A 15,934-nucleotide genomic window follows, 5' to 3' on the forward strand; every position below is an offset into this window, starting at 1 on the left:
TCAGTTCGTGGTGTCGTCATCGCCCTGTTCGGGAATGTCCTGCAATCGGACGAACTGCACGCCCTTGGCCTTCAGCGCCAGGATGCTCGCAGCGACCCCTTCGCCGGCTGCATGGGTCGGCTGGTTGATATGGGAGATGATGACATCGCCATCCCTGGCGGAGGCATATTGCTTTTCCACCATCTTGGCCGGCAGCAGCGAACCGCTGTCGCCGTTCACGGAATAGCCGGCAATGCGATAGCCCATGCCGCGGATCTGAGCGATCGCCGACAGGCTGTATTTCGCCGTTGCGCCCCGGAACCAACGTGGCTGCGGGATACCGGCGGCAAGCATGGCGTCGGCGCCACCCTTGACTTCCTGGGCAACGGCCTGCGGTGAGCCGGCAGCGGCAATGCCATAGACCTTGGTCGGGATATCCACAGCGGGAATATGGTTCTGGCCGTGGTTTTCCAGCTCGAAGAGGTCGGGATGGGCGAGGAAGGTGGCGAGTGCGTCGGGATTGGTCCGCAGCCAGCGGGCGGTGACGAAGATCGTCGAGGGAATGCGCTGATCGACGAGGGTGGAGAGGATCCGCGGATCGGTCTTACCCATGCAGGCATCGAAGGTCAGCGCAATACGCGGAGCACCCTTGCCGGCGCGATTGACGTGCAGGTGCGGCTCGACCAGCTTGACGTTCGAAGCAGACGCCTTCGGCGGCAGCGGTGGCCAGCCGGCGGGCGGCGTCTCCTGCTTGGCAGCGAAAGCAGCCGGTACGGCGGCAAGCAAGAACGCGGACGTCAGCAGAAAGCGGTTCATCAGTATCCACCGGTCAGATCGAGCGAAATCAAATTTGGCGGAAAAAGCGCGCGGTTGCCATAGGGCCTTTCCCTTTGCGCCCGCCATCCTCCGGCAAGGCGACGGAAATATGGCGGCTTGCCAGCAAGGGATCATTTCTCGTCACAAATGCGCCTATAACCGCTCTACCCCAGTCGCGGCATCGATGCTCCTCATTTATGATATCATTGATACCAGACCGACCTGCTACTATTTGCATATTTTCCTGTGCTCCCAAAGGGAACCATCCATGAGCCGCGATCCCTATGACATTCTGGGCGTAAAACGGGACGCCCCGCAGAAAGACGTTCAGAGCGCCTATCGCAAGCTCGCGAAAAAACTGCACCCCGATCTCAATCCCGGCGACAAGCAGGCCGAGGAGAAATTCAAGGAAGTCTCCGCGGCCTACGGCATCCTCGGAGATGAGGACAAGCGCGCGCGCTTCGACCGCGGCGAGATCGACGGTAGCGGCGCGGAGAAGCCGCCCCGCAACTATTATCGCGACTACGCGGCCAACGAGGGCCAACGCGGTCCGTATCGCAACACTGGCGGCTTCGCCGATTTCGGCGATACCGACGATGTGCTGTCCAGCTTCTTTTCACGTCGCAGCCGAGGCCAATCCGGAATGCAGGGTCAGGATCGTAAATATTCCATGGAAGTCGACTTTCTCGACGCCGTCAACGGCACGAAAAAGCAGATCAGCCTGCCGGACGGACCCGCGCTCGATGTGCAGATACCGCCGGGAACCAAGGATGGGCAGACGCTGCGCCTGCGCGGCAAGGGCGATCCCGGTTTTGGCAGCGGCGCGCCAGGCGATGCGCTGATCGAGGTGCATGTGCGTCCGCATCGCTTCTTCACCCGCGATGGCGACGATATCAGGCTGGAATTGCCGATTTCGCTGACCGAGGCGGTGCTCGGCGGCAAGGTTCGCGTACCCACGCCATCCGGCCCGGTGACAGTCACACTTCAGCCGAACTCCAATACCGGCAAAGTCTTGAGGCTGAGGGGCAAAGGCGTGCCCGTGCGTGGCAAGGACGCCGGCGACGCCTATGTTTCACTGAAGATCGTCCTGCCGGACGCGCCGGATGCCGAGCTGACCGCCCTCGTTTCCGATTGGCAGGCCGGCAAGACGCATGATCCCAGAAAGACCATGGGAGGCTGAGCCATGAACGAGAGCGAGTTTCGTCTGCGCCTCGAGATCGATGTCACGGTGCTGGAAGTCTGGATTGGCCAGGGCTGGCTCATTCCAGAAACCACGGAAGAAGGCCGGCATTTCCGCGATGCGGATCTCGCCCGCGGACAGTTGATCCTCGATCTGATCGACGCGATGGGCCTCAATGAACCTGGCGTCGACCTGGTGATGGATCTGGTCGATCAGCTTCATGGGCTGCGATCGACATTGCGCGAACTGACGGATGCCGTCTCCCGCCAAAGCCCCGATGTGCAGGAGCATATCCTCTCCGAACTTGACCGCCTGGAGCGTCAAGAACGGCGCTGAGAGCTATTAATCGTAGAGATAATATTTCTGCCAGCTGTCGCGCGGCACCTTGTCGCCGATCTGAAAGCTGAGATTGCGCACGTCAACATGCTCCGCGTCGGTCGTGCACTTATAGGAGAGATGATACCAATCGCCCTTGCTGCGGAAGACGGCGCCGGGAGCATTCATCGAATCCGGCTCCATGTTGGGATCGCCGAAGGTATAGGCGATGACCTTGTCCGGCTTGAAGCCGGTCTTCTCGGTGCCGATCCGCTTCATCGCCTCCGCATCGCAGGCCTGCTCCATTCGCTCGGAAGGATCAAGCTTTTCCAGCTCCTTCTTCATGGTCGCATCGACGGCGAGCGCCGAGGTCGCGATGCAGGCCAAAGGCAGGAGAATGACGATGAACTTCAGCATGAAGACCGGTCCCTCATTTGTTTGTTTTCCGGGCTGGCTGCGTCTGCTCCACGGGGGAAAGCGATTCTAAGAAACACTTACTATCGACGCGACGCTAAGCGGACTTCGTTAAAGAATGTGGTCACATCAAGGCAACCTTGTGCGCGACCTTCTATCATCGCCAGCTCGACCCCAAGGTAGGATCATCCGCTTGCACGAGGCTTGAGCCGGCAATTGCCGCTTGAACCTCGGCCAAGCGCCCTCTATTTCTCTTTCATCGCATACCCGACTTTCAGCCCAGAGAAAGCCCTTCAGTGTCTTCATTCAAGAACCTCCCCGCCCCGCCCGCCGCGCCGAAAAAGCCGGTTACGGATACGCGCCACGGCATCACCCGCAGCGACGATTACGCCTGGCTGCGCGCCGACAACTGGCAGGCGATGTTCAAGGACACCTCGATCCTCGACCCGGAAATCCGAACGCATCTGGAGGCCGAGAATACCTATATGAACGCCGCCATGGCGGATACGAAAGAGCTGCAGAAGCTGCTGTTTGCCGAGATGAAAGGCCGCATCAAGGAGGATGACAGTTCCGTGCCGGTCAAGGACGGTCCCTACTCCTATGGCACGCTGTTCGTTACCGGCGGTGAGCAGCCGCACTACTTTCGCGAGGCGCGCGAAGGCGGCGACCGCAAGCTGCTTCTCGACGGCGACAAGGAGAATGAGGGCAAGTCCTATTTCCGCCTCTCCGGCATCGACCATTCCACCGACCATAGCCACGGCATCTGGGGCTATGACGACAAAGGCTCGGAATATTTCACGCTGAAGGTCCGCAATCTCGACACTGGCGAGGACCTTGCCGACGTGATCGAGAACACCGGCGGCGATGGCGTCTGGGCGCCAGACGGCAGGAGCTTCTTCTACACCCTACAGGACGAAAACCATCGTCCGTCGAAGATCTTCCATCACATTGTCGGCACACCGCAATCGGAAGACCGGCTGGTCTACGAGGAAGAAGATTCGGGCTTCTTCATGGGCGTCGGCGGTTCGCTGCTCGACGACTACATCTTCATCGACATCCACGATCATGAGACCAGCGAATACCGCCTGATCCCGACGTCGGACCTGACGGCCGAGCCGAAGCTGGTAGCCGAGCGCGACACCGGCATCGAATATGAGATGACGGAAGGCGGCGACGTCTTCTACATTCTCACCAATGACGGCGACGCCAAGGATTTCAAGATCATGGAGACGCCGGTCGACAAACCAGGCAAAGAAAACTGGCGCGATGTCGTGGCCCACAAGCCGGGCACGCTGATCCTCAGCCATATGGCCTATGCCCGCCATCTCATCTGGCTGGAGCGCAAAGACGGCCTGCCCCGGATCGTCATCCGCGACCGCGTCTCCGGCGAAGAACATGCGATTGCCTTCGACGAGGAAGCCTATTCGCTGGGCCTGCAGGGTGCCGCCGAATACGATACCGACGTCATCCGCTTCTCCTATTCCTCGATGACGACGCCGAGCCAGCTCTACGACTACAACATGGTGACGCGCGAGCGCAGCCTGTTGAAGACGCAGGAAGTTCCCTCCGGCCACAATCCGGACGACTACGTCACCCGTCGCGTCTTCGCGCCGGCATGGGACGGAGAAACGGTGCCGGTCACCCTTCTCTATCGCAAGGATACGCCGCTCGACGGCTCAGCGCCCTGTCTGCTTTACGGCTACGGCGCCTACGGCGTCACCATTCCCGCCGGGTTCAACACCAATTGCCTGTCGCTTGCCGATCGCGGTTTCGTCTATGCCATCGCCCATATCCGTGGCGGCAAGGACAAGGGCTTTGCCTGGTACGAAGACGGCAAGATGGACAAGAAGACCAATACCTTCAAGGACTTCATCTCGGCGGCCGACTATCTGAATCAACAGCAGTTCACGTCCTACGCGAACATCATCGCCGAGGGTGGTTCGGCCGGTGGCATGCTGATGGGTGCTGTCGCCAACATGGCACCGGAAAAATTTGCCGGCGTCATTGCCGCAGTACCCTTCGTCGACGTGCTCAACACCATGCTGGACGACACCCTGCCGCTGACGCCGCCGGAATGGCCGGAATGGGGCAATCCGATCGACAGCAAGGAAGAATACGAGCAGATCGCCGCCTATAGCCCCTATGACAATGTCGGCGAAAAGTCCTATCCGCCGATCCTGGCGCTCGGCGGCCTGACGGACCCGCGCGTCACCTATTGGGAACCGGCAAAGTGGGTCGCCAAGCTGCGTGAGAAGACCACCGGCGACGCGCCAATTCTCCTCAAGACCAATATGGACGCCGGTCACGGCGGCGCTTCAGGCCGCTTCCAGCGGCTGGAGGAGATCGCCTTCGAATACGGCTTCGCCATCAAGGTCGCCGGCAAGATGTAATCGGGATTGCGGGAGGAGCCGATGCCGGTCCATGTCGCCCTGCTGCGTGCCGTCAATGTCGGCGGCACCGGCACTCTGCCGATGGCGGAGCTGAAAACGCTTTGCGAGGAGATCGGCTTTACGGATGTGAAGACCTATATCCAAAGCGGCAATGTGCTCTTCCGTTCGGATGAAGATGAGGCGGCGGTGCGGGCGCGCCTGGAAGAGGCATTGGCACGCAAGATGGGCAAATCACCGGGCGTGATCCTGCGCAGCCGGCAAGCCCTGGAAGCGATGGCCGAAGGTTCGCCCTTCCCGCATGCCAAGCCGAACTACCTGCTCGTCGTCTTTCTTCCCGAAGCTGCTCCGGCCGATGCTCTGGACAAGCTTGTGGCACCAGGCGGAGAAGAGGTGCATGTCGCGGCTAAGGAAATCTATATCCACTATCCCGACGGCTCCGGCCGCTCGAAACTGAAGCTGCCGGCGCTGAAGCTTGGAACCGCGCGGAACCTCAATACGGTGAGGAAACTGGCGGAAATGGCGCGGGAGATGGAAGAGGCCTAGGGCGCACTTTGCATCATTGCGCGGGGGCTCGCCAAGGAGGATCGATACGGTTCGATCCGGCGAAGTAAAGGATGACGCGATTTCCACCGGGATCGAATAGCTCGGCCTCGCGCCAGAGCCATTTTTTATCTTCCGGCCCGCTTGTGAAGTAGATATCGGAGGCTCTGAGAGCATCAACCGTTGCGTCGAGATTGTCGCATTCGAAATAGACGGTTGTTCCGCCGCCTCCCTTCTCGCCCTGATGCAAGGAAAGGGTGCTTTCTCCGTCTGGGCAGACAAAACGCGCATACCGGGGACGAGCATCAACGATCGGCTTGAGACCTAGGGCACAATAGAAATCCCAGCCGGCGTTCAAATCCGGCATCGTGACCGTCACCTGGTTTAAGCGCACAATCAGTACCTCCTACTTCGAGCCAAGCTCGGCCTCTCGAGCATAGGCTTCGAAATATTGCATGACTTCCTCCCCGGTCAAATTTGGCCTCGGATCATCCAGCGATGCCTGGACCTTCTGCCGGATCGCCGCGATCCGTTCCTGATATTCTTCCTCTTCCCGTAGCCAGACCCGGACGGCCGCGCGCAGGACTTCGCTGGTCGAAGCGTAGGCTCCGGCATCGACGCGGCTCTTGATGGCGGCGACCATTTCGCTGGGAAGTGAGATGCTGAGTTTCTCGTTCATGACAAACTCTATCCTTAGTGGGAGAAAGTAGGATAACTTCCTACTGGAGACAAGCGCCTTGCACCGCATCCCCGCCGGCTCTACCTTAGACTTATGAGCTCTTTTCTCCACGACAGTCCGGTGCTCGAGGCACCGCCCATCCCGTTCGACAATAGCTACGCGCGCCTGCCGCCACAGTTCTTCGCGGAACAGGCGCCGACGCCAGTTGCGGCACCGCGGCTGATCAAGTTCAACTCGGTGCTGGCATCCGAGTTGGGGTTGGACGCCGAGGTTCTGGAGCGGGATGGAGCGGCGATCTTCTCCGGCAACGCGCTGTTGCCTGGTTCCCAACCGCTCGCCATGGCCTATGCCGGCCACCAGTTCGGCGGCTTCGTGCCGCAGCTTGGGGATGGTCGGGCAATCCTGCTCGGCGAGGTTATCGATCGCAACGGCAGGCGCCGCGACATCCAGCTCAAAGGAGCGGGGCCGACGCCGTTTTCGCGGCGCGGCGATGGGCGGGCAGCCCTCGGGCCTGTATTGCGCGAATATATCGTCAGCGAAGCGATGTTTGCGCTCGGCATTCCCACGACACGGGCGCTGGCGGCCGTCACCACCGGCCAGCCGGTCTACCGCGAAGAGGCGCTGCCCGGCGCGGTCTTTACCCGCGTCGCTGCAAGCCATATCCGCGTCGGCACCTTCCAGTATTTTGCGGCCCGCGGCGATACGGACAGTCTGCGCATCCTCGCCGACTACGTCGTCGACCGGCATTATCCGGAGATCAAGGATCGCAAGAACCGCTACCTAGCGCTGCTGGAAGCGGTGGCCGACCGGCAGGCCGCCTTGATCGCCCGCTGGCTGCATGTGGGCTTCATCCATGGCGTGATGAACACCGACAACATGACAATTTCCGGCGAGACGATCGATTTCGGCCCCTGCGCCTTCATGGACGCCTATGATCCCGCCACCGTCTTTTCCTCGATCGACCGGCAAGGCCGCTACGCCTATGCCAACCAGCCGGCCATCGGCCAATGGAACCTCGCTCGGCTCGGCGAAACATTGCTGCCGCTGATCGATCCGACGCTCGATACCGCCGTCGAACTGGCGAATGGGATCATTAAAGCTTATGGCGAGCGCTTCCAGACGTATTGGCTTGCCGGTATGCGCGCCAAGATCGGTCTCGCAACGGAAGAAGACAGCGATCTCGATCTGGTCCAGTCGCTGCTGGCGGTGATGCAGGAACAGGAGGCGGATTTCACCCTGACCTTCCGCCGGCTTGGCGTCCTTGCCGCAAGTGTCGACAACGAGGCTGCCTTCGCCGCGAGTTTCAAGGATCCGCTATCCGTCGCGCCCTGGCTCTCGCTCTGGCGCGAGCGGCTGGGCCGCGATCCGCAATCGCCGGCCGCGCGTGCAAAGGCGATGCTCGGCGTCAACCCGGCCTTCGTCCCCCGCAACCATCGTATCGAACAGGCGATCGCGGCTGCCGTCGAGGAGGATGATTTTTCGTTGTTCGAGGCGCTGCTGGCCGTGCTTGCCAAGCCCTATGAGGACCAGCCGGCTTTTGCGCCCTATGCCGAGCCGCCACGGCCGGCGGAACGGGTGCTGCAGACCTTTTGCGGGACATAGCGAAAGCCGGGCGCGGAGCCTCAGGATACCCCGCTATTCATCGCCTGAACTTCTCGAACAACATGAAGGCGATGCGATCCTGATTCACATCGCGACCGTATCGCCCTGATTTATCGATTGCATTGCAGAGCGCTACTATTTCATCCCACCATGCCCGCAACGATCTTGCCGACCTCGGCGAAGACGGCTTCGATATCTTTTGCAGGTGCAGTCGCCTCGCCGACATAGGTCACAACGAGGATGGGGCCGCGATCCGGGAGCCAGATAACGGCAACGTCGGCATAGGAGCCGTTCTCACCAGTGCCGGTCTTGTCGCCGACTTTCCATTCCTTTGGCAGGCCGGCGCGCAGGCGGGCGTTGCCGGTGGTATTGGCGACCAGCCAGTTCGACAATTGATCCCTGGAGGTTTCCGACAGCGTGTTGCCGAGCGTCAAAAGCCCGATCGTATCCAGCATGGAATCGGGTGTCGTGGTATCGCGCGGATCGTCCTTGATCGCCTGGTTGACGTCGGGCTCCTTGCGGTCGAGCCGGGTTTCGGTGTCGCCGGTGGTGCGCAGCCATGCGGTCAGCGCCGCCGGACCGCCGAAGCTGTCGAGCAACAGATTGCCGGCGGTGTTGTCGCTGAGCGTGACCGCCGCATTGCAGAGCTCGGCAATCGTCATGCCGTCAGTGCCGGCATGCTTTTCAGTCTCCGGCGAATAGGTGACGACGACATCCTTGCCATAGGTGACTCGACGATCGAGCTTCTCGACGCCCTGATCGACGCGGGCAAGCACGAAGCCGGCGGCAAGCGCCTTGTAGCTGCTGCACAGCGCGAAGCGCTCCGCTTCGCGATAGCCGAGCGAAATATTGGTTTCCGTATCCAGTACGGAAACACCGAGGCGGCCGCCGGTCTTCTTTTCCAGATCCGCAAGCTGCTTGTCGGCATCCTCCGTCACCTGGGAATTGTCCGCCCCCTGGGTGCCGTCCATTCCATCGTCGTCGTCAGGTGCCGCGGAACTGTCCGGCGTATCGGAGGCGCCCGGCGCTGGAGCCGTCGCGTCCGGACTTTTGTTGGCGTTGGCATCCTGCGCAAACAGGGCTTGCGGGCCAAATGTCAGGGCGGGAAGGAGCAGCGCCGAGCCTGCCAAGAGGCGGCGGCGGGTAAGCAATGTGGGCATGCGGAAACCTCCAGCGGAATCAGGCGGATTCAGAGCTAAGCGAGGAATATGGCAAGCCTCTGGCACACCCTTCCTTCAACCCGCCTTATGCCGCCTTTTCGACCGTGACTTCAACGGTGACATGCGACAATTCATGCAGATCCGCCAGTCGGGCCTTGTAGAAGGCCGGATCCCGCGGCTCCGGCGTCGCCACGGCAACGATCGCCGCGTGATGACCGGGGCCGACCTGCCAGACATGCAGATCGGTGATGCGGTCGTCGCCGGTTTCGATGACCTCCCGGATTTCGTCCGGCAGCTCTTCGCCGGACGGAATGAAGTCGAGCAGGATCGAACCGGAGGAACGCAGCAGGCTCAGGGACCACTGCAGGATCACCAGGCCGCCGACGATGCCCATCAGCGGATCGAGAAAGGTCCAGCCGAAATAGCTGCCGAGCAGAAGGGCGACGATCGCCAGAACAGATGTCATGGCGTCGGCGATGACATGAACATATGCCGAGCGCAGATTGTTGTCCTTGCCGCCCTGGTGATGATCATGGTCGTGACCGTGCTCGTGATGATGATCATGCGCGTGGCCATGCCCATGGTGGTGGTGGTCATGATCATCGCGCAGCAACCAGGCGCTGACGATGTTGACGAGGAGGCCGACCGACGCAATGGCGATCGCCTCGTGGAAATTGATCGCGACCGGGTTCATCAATCGCACCAGGCTTTCCCAACCCATCAACACAGCAATCATGGCGAGGATGATGGCGCTGGCGAAGCCGGCGAGATCGCCAAGCTTTCCGGTGCCGAAGGTGAAGCGCGCATTATGAGCATGACGGCGGGCGTAGAGATAGGCCAGCGCCGAAATCAGCATGGCGCTGGCATGTGTCGACATGTGCCAGCCATCGGCGGTCAGCGCCATCGAACCATAGAGCGTGCCGGCGGCGATCTCGACCACCATCATCACCGTCGTCAGCGCGATGACCAGCCAGACGCGGCGCTCATTGCGCTGGTGGTCGGCACCCAGAAATACATGGCTATGCGTCAACGCATCCGAAGAACCACTCATGACATCCGTCTCCTGTTGAATGTTCCAAAGCCCCTGCTCAGCGCAGATAGGTCTTCAGCACATCGGATATTTCATCGACCGCCTGACGGCGTGCCGTTTCGCTTTCGGCATGAAGCACATGCTCCTGCAGGTGATCGTCCAATATCTCGCCGGTCAGCCCCGTCAGAGCGCCGCGAATGGAAGCGAGAAGCTGCAGCACCTCACCGCAAGGCCGTTCGGCCTCCAACGCCCGCTCCACCGCCTCCATCTGCCCCTTCAGGCGACGGACACGCGAAAGAAGCTTGGCTTGTTCACGAACGGTGTGGGACATGGCGACCTCGAATTATAATATAGGGGGGTATACTATATTTGACGCCACGAGCAAACCCTCGTTCGATAGAACTGAGTGCGATAGACTGACGCGCCCTAACGGCGGTCTCGATGCTGAAGAGTGGCTCGGCTGAGCGAGCAGGTGGCCCCCATTGACAAATCCGCCATTCCGGATCATTGATGCGCCCATGATCAAGAACGCGCTCCACACCTGCTCGTATTTTTGGCTGTACCTGTAAAGGGCGGCTGGACAGATCATATTGTCAACAAGCCGCCGTCAGGCGGCTTTGTTGTATCAGCAGCGTCCTGACGGCTCATTCGAAACAAGGACGCGAAATGCCATGCTAGACGATAGCGAAATTTCCCTTCTCCGCCCGCCGGTGCTGACCATCCGCAGCGCGCATCCGCGCGACATGCCGGAGCTGAACGATATGATCCGGCTGCTCGCCGCCCATCACGGCGACCCCTCCGGCACAACGCCGGAACAGCTCGAGCGCGATCTCTTCGGCCCGCTGCCATGGATCACGGCGCTGGTGGCCGAAGGCGAGAACGGATTGATCGGCTACGCCATTCTCGTGCCGCTCTACAAGGCGCAGGAAGGCCAGCGCGGCATGGACCTGCATCACCTCTTCGTGCGCGACGGTCATCGCGGCCACGGCATCGGCCAGCATCTGGTCGACCGCGCCCGAGATGTCGCCCGCAAGGCCGGCTGCAGCTTCCTCTCCGTCGGCGCGGCAACCGGCAATGTCCAGGCGCATCGCTTCTACGAACATATGGATTTCAAGCCGCGCCCGGTCACCGGCATGCGCTATCTCCAGGCACTGGCCTGATGCCGGCCTTACCCGGGATCGCCGTTGACCTTCCTATCGTCAGCGATCGATGGCGATCCCGCGCCCGGCGAAGAAGCGGCCGAATATCTCTAGCGGCAGCTCCACATTTTCGCGGGTAGCAACTTCATGTCCGGAGGGATTGTGAAAGCGGACTGAGCCTGCATCGACCGCAGTCACCAGCACGAGATGTCCGCCCTTCGATGGCGGCTCGGTATCGGACCAGCGGATGGAATGGTGCACGGACGCAACGAAGAATTCCGATTGCGCCAGGATATCGCCGATATCTCCGACAGAAATCCCGGTGACGACCTTGGCGTCCAGACCGAACCTGTCTTTGACGAAGGGAACGAAAGGCGCATAGATCAAGCCTTTGATCCTGCCGTCCGCCTCTTCGACATAGCCGCCATAATCCTTGCATCCCATGGCCAGATCTATGATCGGCATCGTCCGGCCGGTGCGGGCGGCGAGAACCATCTTCAGGCAGGCCATGCCGCAGAGATTGCCGGCCCAACGGGCGTAGTCCTCGACATTGCGAGCCCCTGAAGATGCCCAGAGCGGGTCCTTCAACAAAGCTGTCTGCGCGCCCTCGGCCACCACGGCCAGCGTCATGTCAGGCGTTTCCCATTGGCTGAAATAAGGAACTTTCTGCTTCACCGCTATGTCCACGGCCACCCTCTCCCGTTGCTGCATTCCGAGCTCACCGAGCTGTAAAGTTCAACGCAAATACGCTAGAAAAAAGGCTATGCGTCCGCGATTTCTCAACTGAGGATATACCCTTGGAACAGCGGTTTACTTTTGACGGCGTGGCAGCTCTTTATGGCGGCGCCCGCCCTGTTTATCCCGAGCCGCTCTTCGACGACATCGTTGCCTTCGCCGATTTGGCCGCTAAGGATCGCATCCTCGAAATCGGCTGTGGCACGGGACAAGCGACGCAAGGGTTGGCACGCCGTGGCTTTTCCGTCCTCGCGCTCGATCCCGGTTCGGAGCTGATCGGCATCGCGCGGGAAAACCTGGCCGAGTTTCCCAATATCCGCTTCACGGAATCGACCTTCGAAGCCTCGCCGGGCGAACCGGCAGCCTTCAAGCTCGCACTTGCCGCCCAGTCCTTTCACTGGGTTGCGCCGGAGATCCGCTTTGCCAAGACAGCCGCGCAGCTCACGCCGGATGGAACGCTTGCCGTTTTCGGTAACGTACCGCTGCCGCCGGCATCGCCGCTCGGCCCGGAGTTTGCCCGCATCTATTCGCAATACGCGCCATCCCTCTCCGGCCCACCGGCAGAAGCTTGGTATTTGCCGGGTGGCTTCTTTGCGGCGCTATTCGAAGAGTCCGAACATTTCGGGCCGGTAACGCATCGCTGCTATCCCTGGAGCCGGATGCATAGCACCACAAGCTATACCGACCTGCTCCGCACACTCTCAGGCCATCGGCTTCTGGCGGATGAGCAGAGGGAGGCTCTACTTGGGGCAATCGCGGAGGTGATCGCTGCACATGGCGGAGAGTTTGAGCTTCGCTACGAAACACATCTCTATCTGGCAAAGCGAATCTGAGAGCAGGCACGCGCGCTCATCGCGCCGGCAGCGCCTTCAGATAGGCCGCGATCGCCTCGCGGTCAGCGGCCGGGAGATGCGCAATGTTCTGCTGTACTTCGGCCATCGAGCCGCCGGCGGAATCATAGTCGGGGGTGAAGCCGGTTTCGAGATAGGTGGCGATATCGCCGGCGCTCCAGCTGCTGATCGCCTTCGAGCCGGGGGTGATATCGGGGATGTTGCCCTTGCCTTCCGGGTTCGGTGCACCGGCCAGCCACTGATCCCTAAGGAAGCCGCCGAGGGCGTCGCGCGGGGTATGGCATTCGCCGCAATGACCGGGGCCTTCGACCAGATATTGGCCGCGCCTGATCTTGTCGTCGGCATTGGCGAGGACAACGCGCGGCTGATCGTTGAAATAGAGAAATTTCCAGCCGCCGAGCGTCAGCCTGATATTGAAGGGGAACGGCAGCTCATGCGGCGGGGCGACATTGTCGCTCTTCGGCAAGGTCTTCAGGAAGCCCCAGAGATCGTTGATATCCTTGTCGCTCATGCGGGCGTATGAGCCGTAGGGGAAGGACGGATAGAGATGTTCGCCGTTTTTGCCGACGCCGCGCTTCATGGCATTTCCGAAATCGGCCAGCGTCCAGCTGCCGAGACCGGCCTTTTCATCAGGCGAGATATTCGGGACATGGAAGGTGCCGAAGGGGCTGGCCAGCGCCAGCCCGCCAGACAACACCAGCTTTGCATCGCCTTGCGCGCCGGATGCGGCATGACAGCTCGTGCAGCCACCGGCCCAAAAGACCATCTCACCGTTCCTGATATCGGGATCACCGAGATTTGCCCAATGGCTTGCCGGCAGGGGCGATGGTGCGGTGACGACATAAAAGGCGCCGAAGCCGATGATGGCGAGGCCGACGAGACAGAGCAGCCACCGGACAAATCGCGCAATCATGCCTCACCCCTTCCATTCAACCCACATCATAAAATACTAAAATCCACACCGGCGGCAAAGCCGGTGTGGATGTCTAATCTGATTTCCGGACGATGCCGGCCTACCGCTAGTCCTTCTTGATGCGGTAGGCCTGATGACAGGCGCCGCAACTGCCGCCCAAGGTCTTCAGCGTGGCGCCAACGCCAGCCTGGTCGGCCGGGAGCTGCGCAAGTGCTGTCTCCGCATCGGTGGACAGCTTGGCGGCCTTGGCCTTGAAGTCATCGAGGTTATCCCAGATCTTCGGATTGACCTCGGCATCGGTCTTGTCGCTGTCGGGGTTGAACTGATCCGGGAAAGCCTTGGCCGTCTCGGCGATCGTCGTCAGCGAGGCCTTGACGATTTCGGCGTCGTAGGGCTTCTCACCCTTGGCGATGGCGCCGAGAGCGCCGGTCGCGCCGCCGATCTTCTTCATCAACGCGATACGGGCATCATGCGTACCGCCATCGGCCGCCAGGACCGAACCAAAGGCAACGCCGGCCAGAGCCGTCGCCACCACAATCGCTCTCCATTTCATATGCTTCTCCTACCTCTGCGGATGTGATCAGGACCGCGGATGCGGTCGGCGCGTCATCACGCTAGCATGTTTGCCGTTTTCCGCGCAGGCGATGAAGTCACAAAGTGGTGAGAGCTGAGCAAAATCAGTGTCATATTCGAGACATGAGCCGGCCCTCACGCCGTCCTCCAGCCCTCCCAGACGGTGAAGACCGAGACCGCAAAGAGGAGCAGCCCGGCGGCACGCCCGGCAAAGGCGGTGGCCACGGGGTTGGCAACCAACAGATCACGGCTGCGGCCGGCGGTGACGGCGAGCCCGCCATAGATGAGGAACTGCGTGGCGACAGTCATCAATCCCATGATGGTCGCCTGTATCCAGATCGGGCCGTAGTCCGGCTTCAGAAACTGCGGATAGACGGCGAGGATGAAGAGATAGGCCTTGGGGTTGATCAGGCAGGTGACCGCGCCTTGGCGGAAGGCCTTCCAGGCGGAGCGGCTACCGGCCGGCCCCTGATCGCCGACAGTGATCGAGCTACGCATCAGCGTAATGCCGATAAAGGCCATGTAGCCGGCGCCGGCAAGGAGCAACGGATTGAAGAGGACCGGCACAAAATGCATCAGCAGGCCGACGCCGAGCGCGCCGTTCAGCGAATGCACCGCGCCACCCAGCATGATGCCGCCGGTCGCGGCCAAACCCCTGTTGCGCCCGCCGGTCAGCGAATTGGCCAGCACGAAGAGCATGTCCATGCCCGGAACGATGATGATGCCGAAGAGAAGGAGAAAGAAAAGCCAGAGATTTTCGGTATAGCCCATGTCAGTTGCCTATCGTCTCGTGCGGGTGATCCGCGGAAGAATTTGTTGATTTTCAAATCGATAGGCAGTCTTATAGTTCAGCCCAACTGACAGGGTATTGTCAGGAGCCTTCAAGCCGGGAGGATGAAATGCGCAAGGCGTCGCGCCTGTTCGAGATCATCCAGATCCTGCGGCTGGCGAAAAAGCCGGTGACAGCGGCCGTCATCGCCGAGCGGCTGGAGGTGACGGTACGCTCGGTCTATCGCGACATCGCCGCCCTGCAGGCGATGCGCGTGCCGATCGAGGGCGGGCGCGGCATCGGCTATATCATGCGCCCCGGCTTCGACCTGCCGCCGCTGATGTTTTCGATTGAAGAGATGGAGGCAATCGTGCTGTCTCTGGCGCTGCTGGAGCGCACCGGCGACGACGAACTGAAGCTCGCCGCCAAGCGCGTCAGTGCCAAGATCGCCGGTGCAGTGCCGCCACCGCTGCGCCAGACATTCGAGGCCAATGCGCTGCATGCCTGGGGCTTTGCCGCACCCCTGGCCGGCGCCATCGATCTGGCGCTGGTGCGCCGCGCCATCCGCGACGAGGAGAAACTGGATCTCTCCTACCGCGACGAACTCGGCCGCGCCACCGAGCGCATCATCCGCCCGATCGCCCTGATCTACTACGCCGAAACCGCGAATATCGTTGCCTGGTGCGAATTGCGCCAGGCCATCCGCAATTTCCGCAGCGACCGGATCGAAGGCTGCGAGGCGGCTGGACGGTGGTTCAAGGGCGAAGGGGATGGGTTGCGGCAGGTCTGGGTGAACGGATGGCAGGTGAATGCCCAGGCCGCCGGCGGCTGACGACGCCGGCGGGCCGG

The 15,934-nt window shown here is 61.2% G+C and carries 19 protein-coding genes; 8 read left to right on the top strand and 11 right to left on the bottom strand.

What is annotated here, in order from left to right:
- Nucleotides 1–795, bottom strand: coding sequence for a polysaccharide deacetylase family protein (locus tag PMI03_RS27865; RefSeq protein ID WP_007701945.1), 795 nt, complete (start codon nt 793–795; stop codon nt 1–3).
- A 268-nt stretch (nt 796–1,063) separates the two neighbouring features.
- Between PMI03_RS27865 and PMI03_RS27870 the strand changes: the two genes are divergently transcribed.
- Both PMI03_RS27870 and PMI03_RS27875 read left to right on the top strand, forming a co-directional pair.
- Nucleotides 1,064–1,975: a DnaJ C-terminal domain-containing protein gene (locus PMI03_RS27870; protein ID WP_007701949.1), complete on the top strand. Its 912-nt coding sequence runs from the start codon at nt 1,064–1,066 to the stop codon at nt 1,973–1,975.
- A 3-nt stretch (nt 1,976–1,978) separates the two neighbouring features.
- The gene (locus PMI03_RS27875; RefSeq protein WP_007701951.1) at nt 1,979–2,311 is read left to right on the top strand and encodes a chaperone modulator CbpM; all 333 of its coding nucleotides are present in this window, start codon (nt 1,979–1,981) and stop codon (nt 2,309–2,311) included.
- Nucleotides 2,312–2,317: 6 nt separating this feature from the next.
- On the opposite strand, the gene PMI03_RS27880 is transcribed toward PMI03_RS27875, so the two are convergent.
- Nucleotides 2,318–2,707: a DUF930 domain-containing protein gene (locus PMI03_RS27880; RefSeq protein ID WP_007701955.1), complete on the bottom strand. Its 390-nt coding sequence runs from the start codon at nt 2,705–2,707 to the stop codon at nt 2,318–2,320.
- A 293-nt stretch (nt 2,708–3,000) separates the two neighbouring features.
- On the opposite strand from PMI03_RS27880, the gene PMI03_RS27885 reads away from it, so the two are divergent.
- Together PMI03_RS27885 and PMI03_RS27890 are read left to right on the top strand one after the other, a co-directional pair.
- A complete protein-coding gene (locus tag PMI03_RS27885) occupies nt 3,001–5,094 on the top strand; it encodes a S9 family peptidase (protein ID WP_007701959.1) in 2,094 nt (697 codons plus the stop codon).
- A 21-nt stretch (nt 5,095–5,115) separates the two neighbouring features.
- Nucleotides 5,116–5,637, top strand: coding sequence for a DUF1697 domain-containing protein (locus PMI03_RS27890; protein ID WP_007701962.1), 522 nt, complete (start codon nt 5,116–5,118; stop codon nt 5,635–5,637).
- Nucleotides 5,638–5,650: 13 nt separating this feature from the next.
- Here PMI03_RS27890 and PMI03_RS27895 read toward each other — a convergent pair whose 3' ends face one another.
- Together PMI03_RS27895 and PMI03_RS27900 are read right to left on the bottom strand one after the other, a co-directional pair.
- Nucleotides 5,651–6,028: a VOC family protein gene (locus PMI03_RS27895; RefSeq protein WP_007701965.1), complete on the bottom strand. Its 378-nt coding sequence runs from the start codon at nt 6,026–6,028 to the stop codon at nt 5,651–5,653.
- Nucleotides 6,029–6,040: 12 nt separating this feature from the next.
- The gene (locus PMI03_RS27900; RefSeq protein ID WP_007701969.1) at nt 6,041–6,313 is read right to left on the bottom strand and encodes a type II toxin-antitoxin system ParD family antitoxin; all 273 of its coding nucleotides are present in this window, start codon (nt 6,311–6,313) and stop codon (nt 6,041–6,043) included.
- A gap of 93 nt (nt 6,314–6,406) precedes the next feature.
- Here PMI03_RS27900 and PMI03_RS27905 point away from each other — a divergent pair, with 93 nt between their 5' ends.
- A complete protein-coding gene (locus PMI03_RS27905) occupies nt 6,407–7,915 on the top strand; it encodes a YdiU family protein (protein WP_007701973.1) in 1,509 nt (502 codons plus the stop codon).
- A 140-nt stretch (nt 7,916–8,055) separates the two neighbouring features.
- On the opposite strand, the gene bla is transcribed toward PMI03_RS27905, so the two are convergent.
- The 3 genes from bla to dmeR form a co-directional block, all read right to left on the bottom strand.
- Nucleotides 8,056–9,075 (bottom strand): class A beta-lactamase, encoded by a 1,020-nt coding sequence (gene bla / locus PMI03_RS27910; RefSeq protein ID WP_007701977.1) that lies wholly within the window; start codon nt 9,073–9,075, stop codon nt 8,056–8,058.
- Between the two features lie 85 nt (nt 9,076–9,160).
- Complete coding sequence (dmeF, locus tag PMI03_RS27915; RefSeq protein WP_007701980.1) at nt 9,161–10,126, bottom strand: CDF family Co(II)/Ni(II) efflux transporter DmeF; 966 nt, start codon at nt 10,124–10,126, stop codon at nt 9,161–9,163.
- 37 nt (nt 10,127–10,163) lie between these two features.
- Nucleotides 10,164–10,436: a Ni(II)/Co(II)-sensing transcriptional repressor DmeR gene (dmeR, locus tag PMI03_RS27920; protein WP_007701985.1), complete on the bottom strand. Its 273-nt coding sequence runs from the start codon at nt 10,434–10,436 to the stop codon at nt 10,164–10,166.
- 340 nt (nt 10,437–10,776) lie between these two features.
- Between dmeR and PMI03_RS27925 the strand changes: the two genes are divergently transcribed.
- Nucleotides 10,777–11,265, top strand: a complete 489-nt coding sequence (locus tag PMI03_RS27925; RefSeq protein WP_007701990.1) for a GNAT family N-acetyltransferase — start codon at nt 10,777–10,779, stop codon at nt 11,263–11,265.
- A gap of 39 nt (nt 11,266–11,304) precedes the next feature.
- Here PMI03_RS27925 and PMI03_RS27930 read toward each other — a convergent pair whose 3' ends face one another.
- Nucleotides 11,305–11,955: a C39 family peptidase gene (locus PMI03_RS27930; protein ID WP_007701993.1), complete on the bottom strand. Its 651-nt coding sequence runs from the start codon at nt 11,953–11,955 to the stop codon at nt 11,305–11,307.
- Nucleotides 11,956–12,041: 86 nt separating this feature from the next.
- On the opposite strand from PMI03_RS27930, the gene PMI03_RS27935 reads away from it, so the two are divergent.
- Nucleotides 12,042–12,812 (top strand): bifunctional 2-polyprenyl-6-hydroxyphenol methylase/3-demethylubiquinol 3-O-methyltransferase UbiG, encoded by a 771-nt coding sequence (locus PMI03_RS27935; protein ID WP_007701995.1) that lies wholly within the window; start codon nt 12,042–12,044, stop codon nt 12,810–12,812.
- A gap of 16 nt (nt 12,813–12,828) precedes the next feature.
- On the opposite strand, the gene PMI03_RS27940 is transcribed toward PMI03_RS27935, so the two are convergent.
- The 3 genes from PMI03_RS27940 to PMI03_RS27950 form a co-directional block, all read right to left on the bottom strand.
- Nucleotides 12,829–13,743 (bottom strand): cytochrome c, encoded by a 915-nt coding sequence (locus tag PMI03_RS27940; RefSeq protein ID WP_007701997.1) that lies wholly within the window; start codon nt 13,741–13,743, stop codon nt 12,829–12,831.
- A gap of 106 nt (nt 13,744–13,849) precedes the next feature.
- A complete protein-coding gene (locus PMI03_RS27945; RefSeq protein ID WP_007701999.1) occupies nt 13,850–14,296 on the bottom strand; it encodes a cytochrome c in 447 nt (148 codons plus the stop codon).
- A 155-nt stretch (nt 14,297–14,451) separates the two neighbouring features.
- Nucleotides 14,452–15,087: a LysE family translocator gene (locus PMI03_RS27950; protein ID WP_007702001.1), complete on the bottom strand. Its 636-nt coding sequence runs from the start codon at nt 15,085–15,087 to the stop codon at nt 14,452–14,454.
- A gap of 128 nt (nt 15,088–15,215) precedes the next feature.
- Here PMI03_RS27950 and PMI03_RS27955 point away from each other — a divergent pair, with 128 nt between their 5' ends.
- Entirely contained in the window at nt 15,216–15,917 is a 702-nt protein-coding gene (locus PMI03_RS27955) for a YafY family protein (RefSeq protein ID WP_007702002.1), read from the top strand.
- Nucleotides 15,918–15,934: the final 17 nt, after the last annotated feature.

The sequence above is a fragment of the Rhizobium sp. AP16 genome (genome assembly GCF_000281735.1).
GTDB lineage: Bacteria > Pseudomonadota > Alphaproteobacteria > Rhizobiales > Rhizobiaceae > Rhizobium > Rhizobium rhizogenes.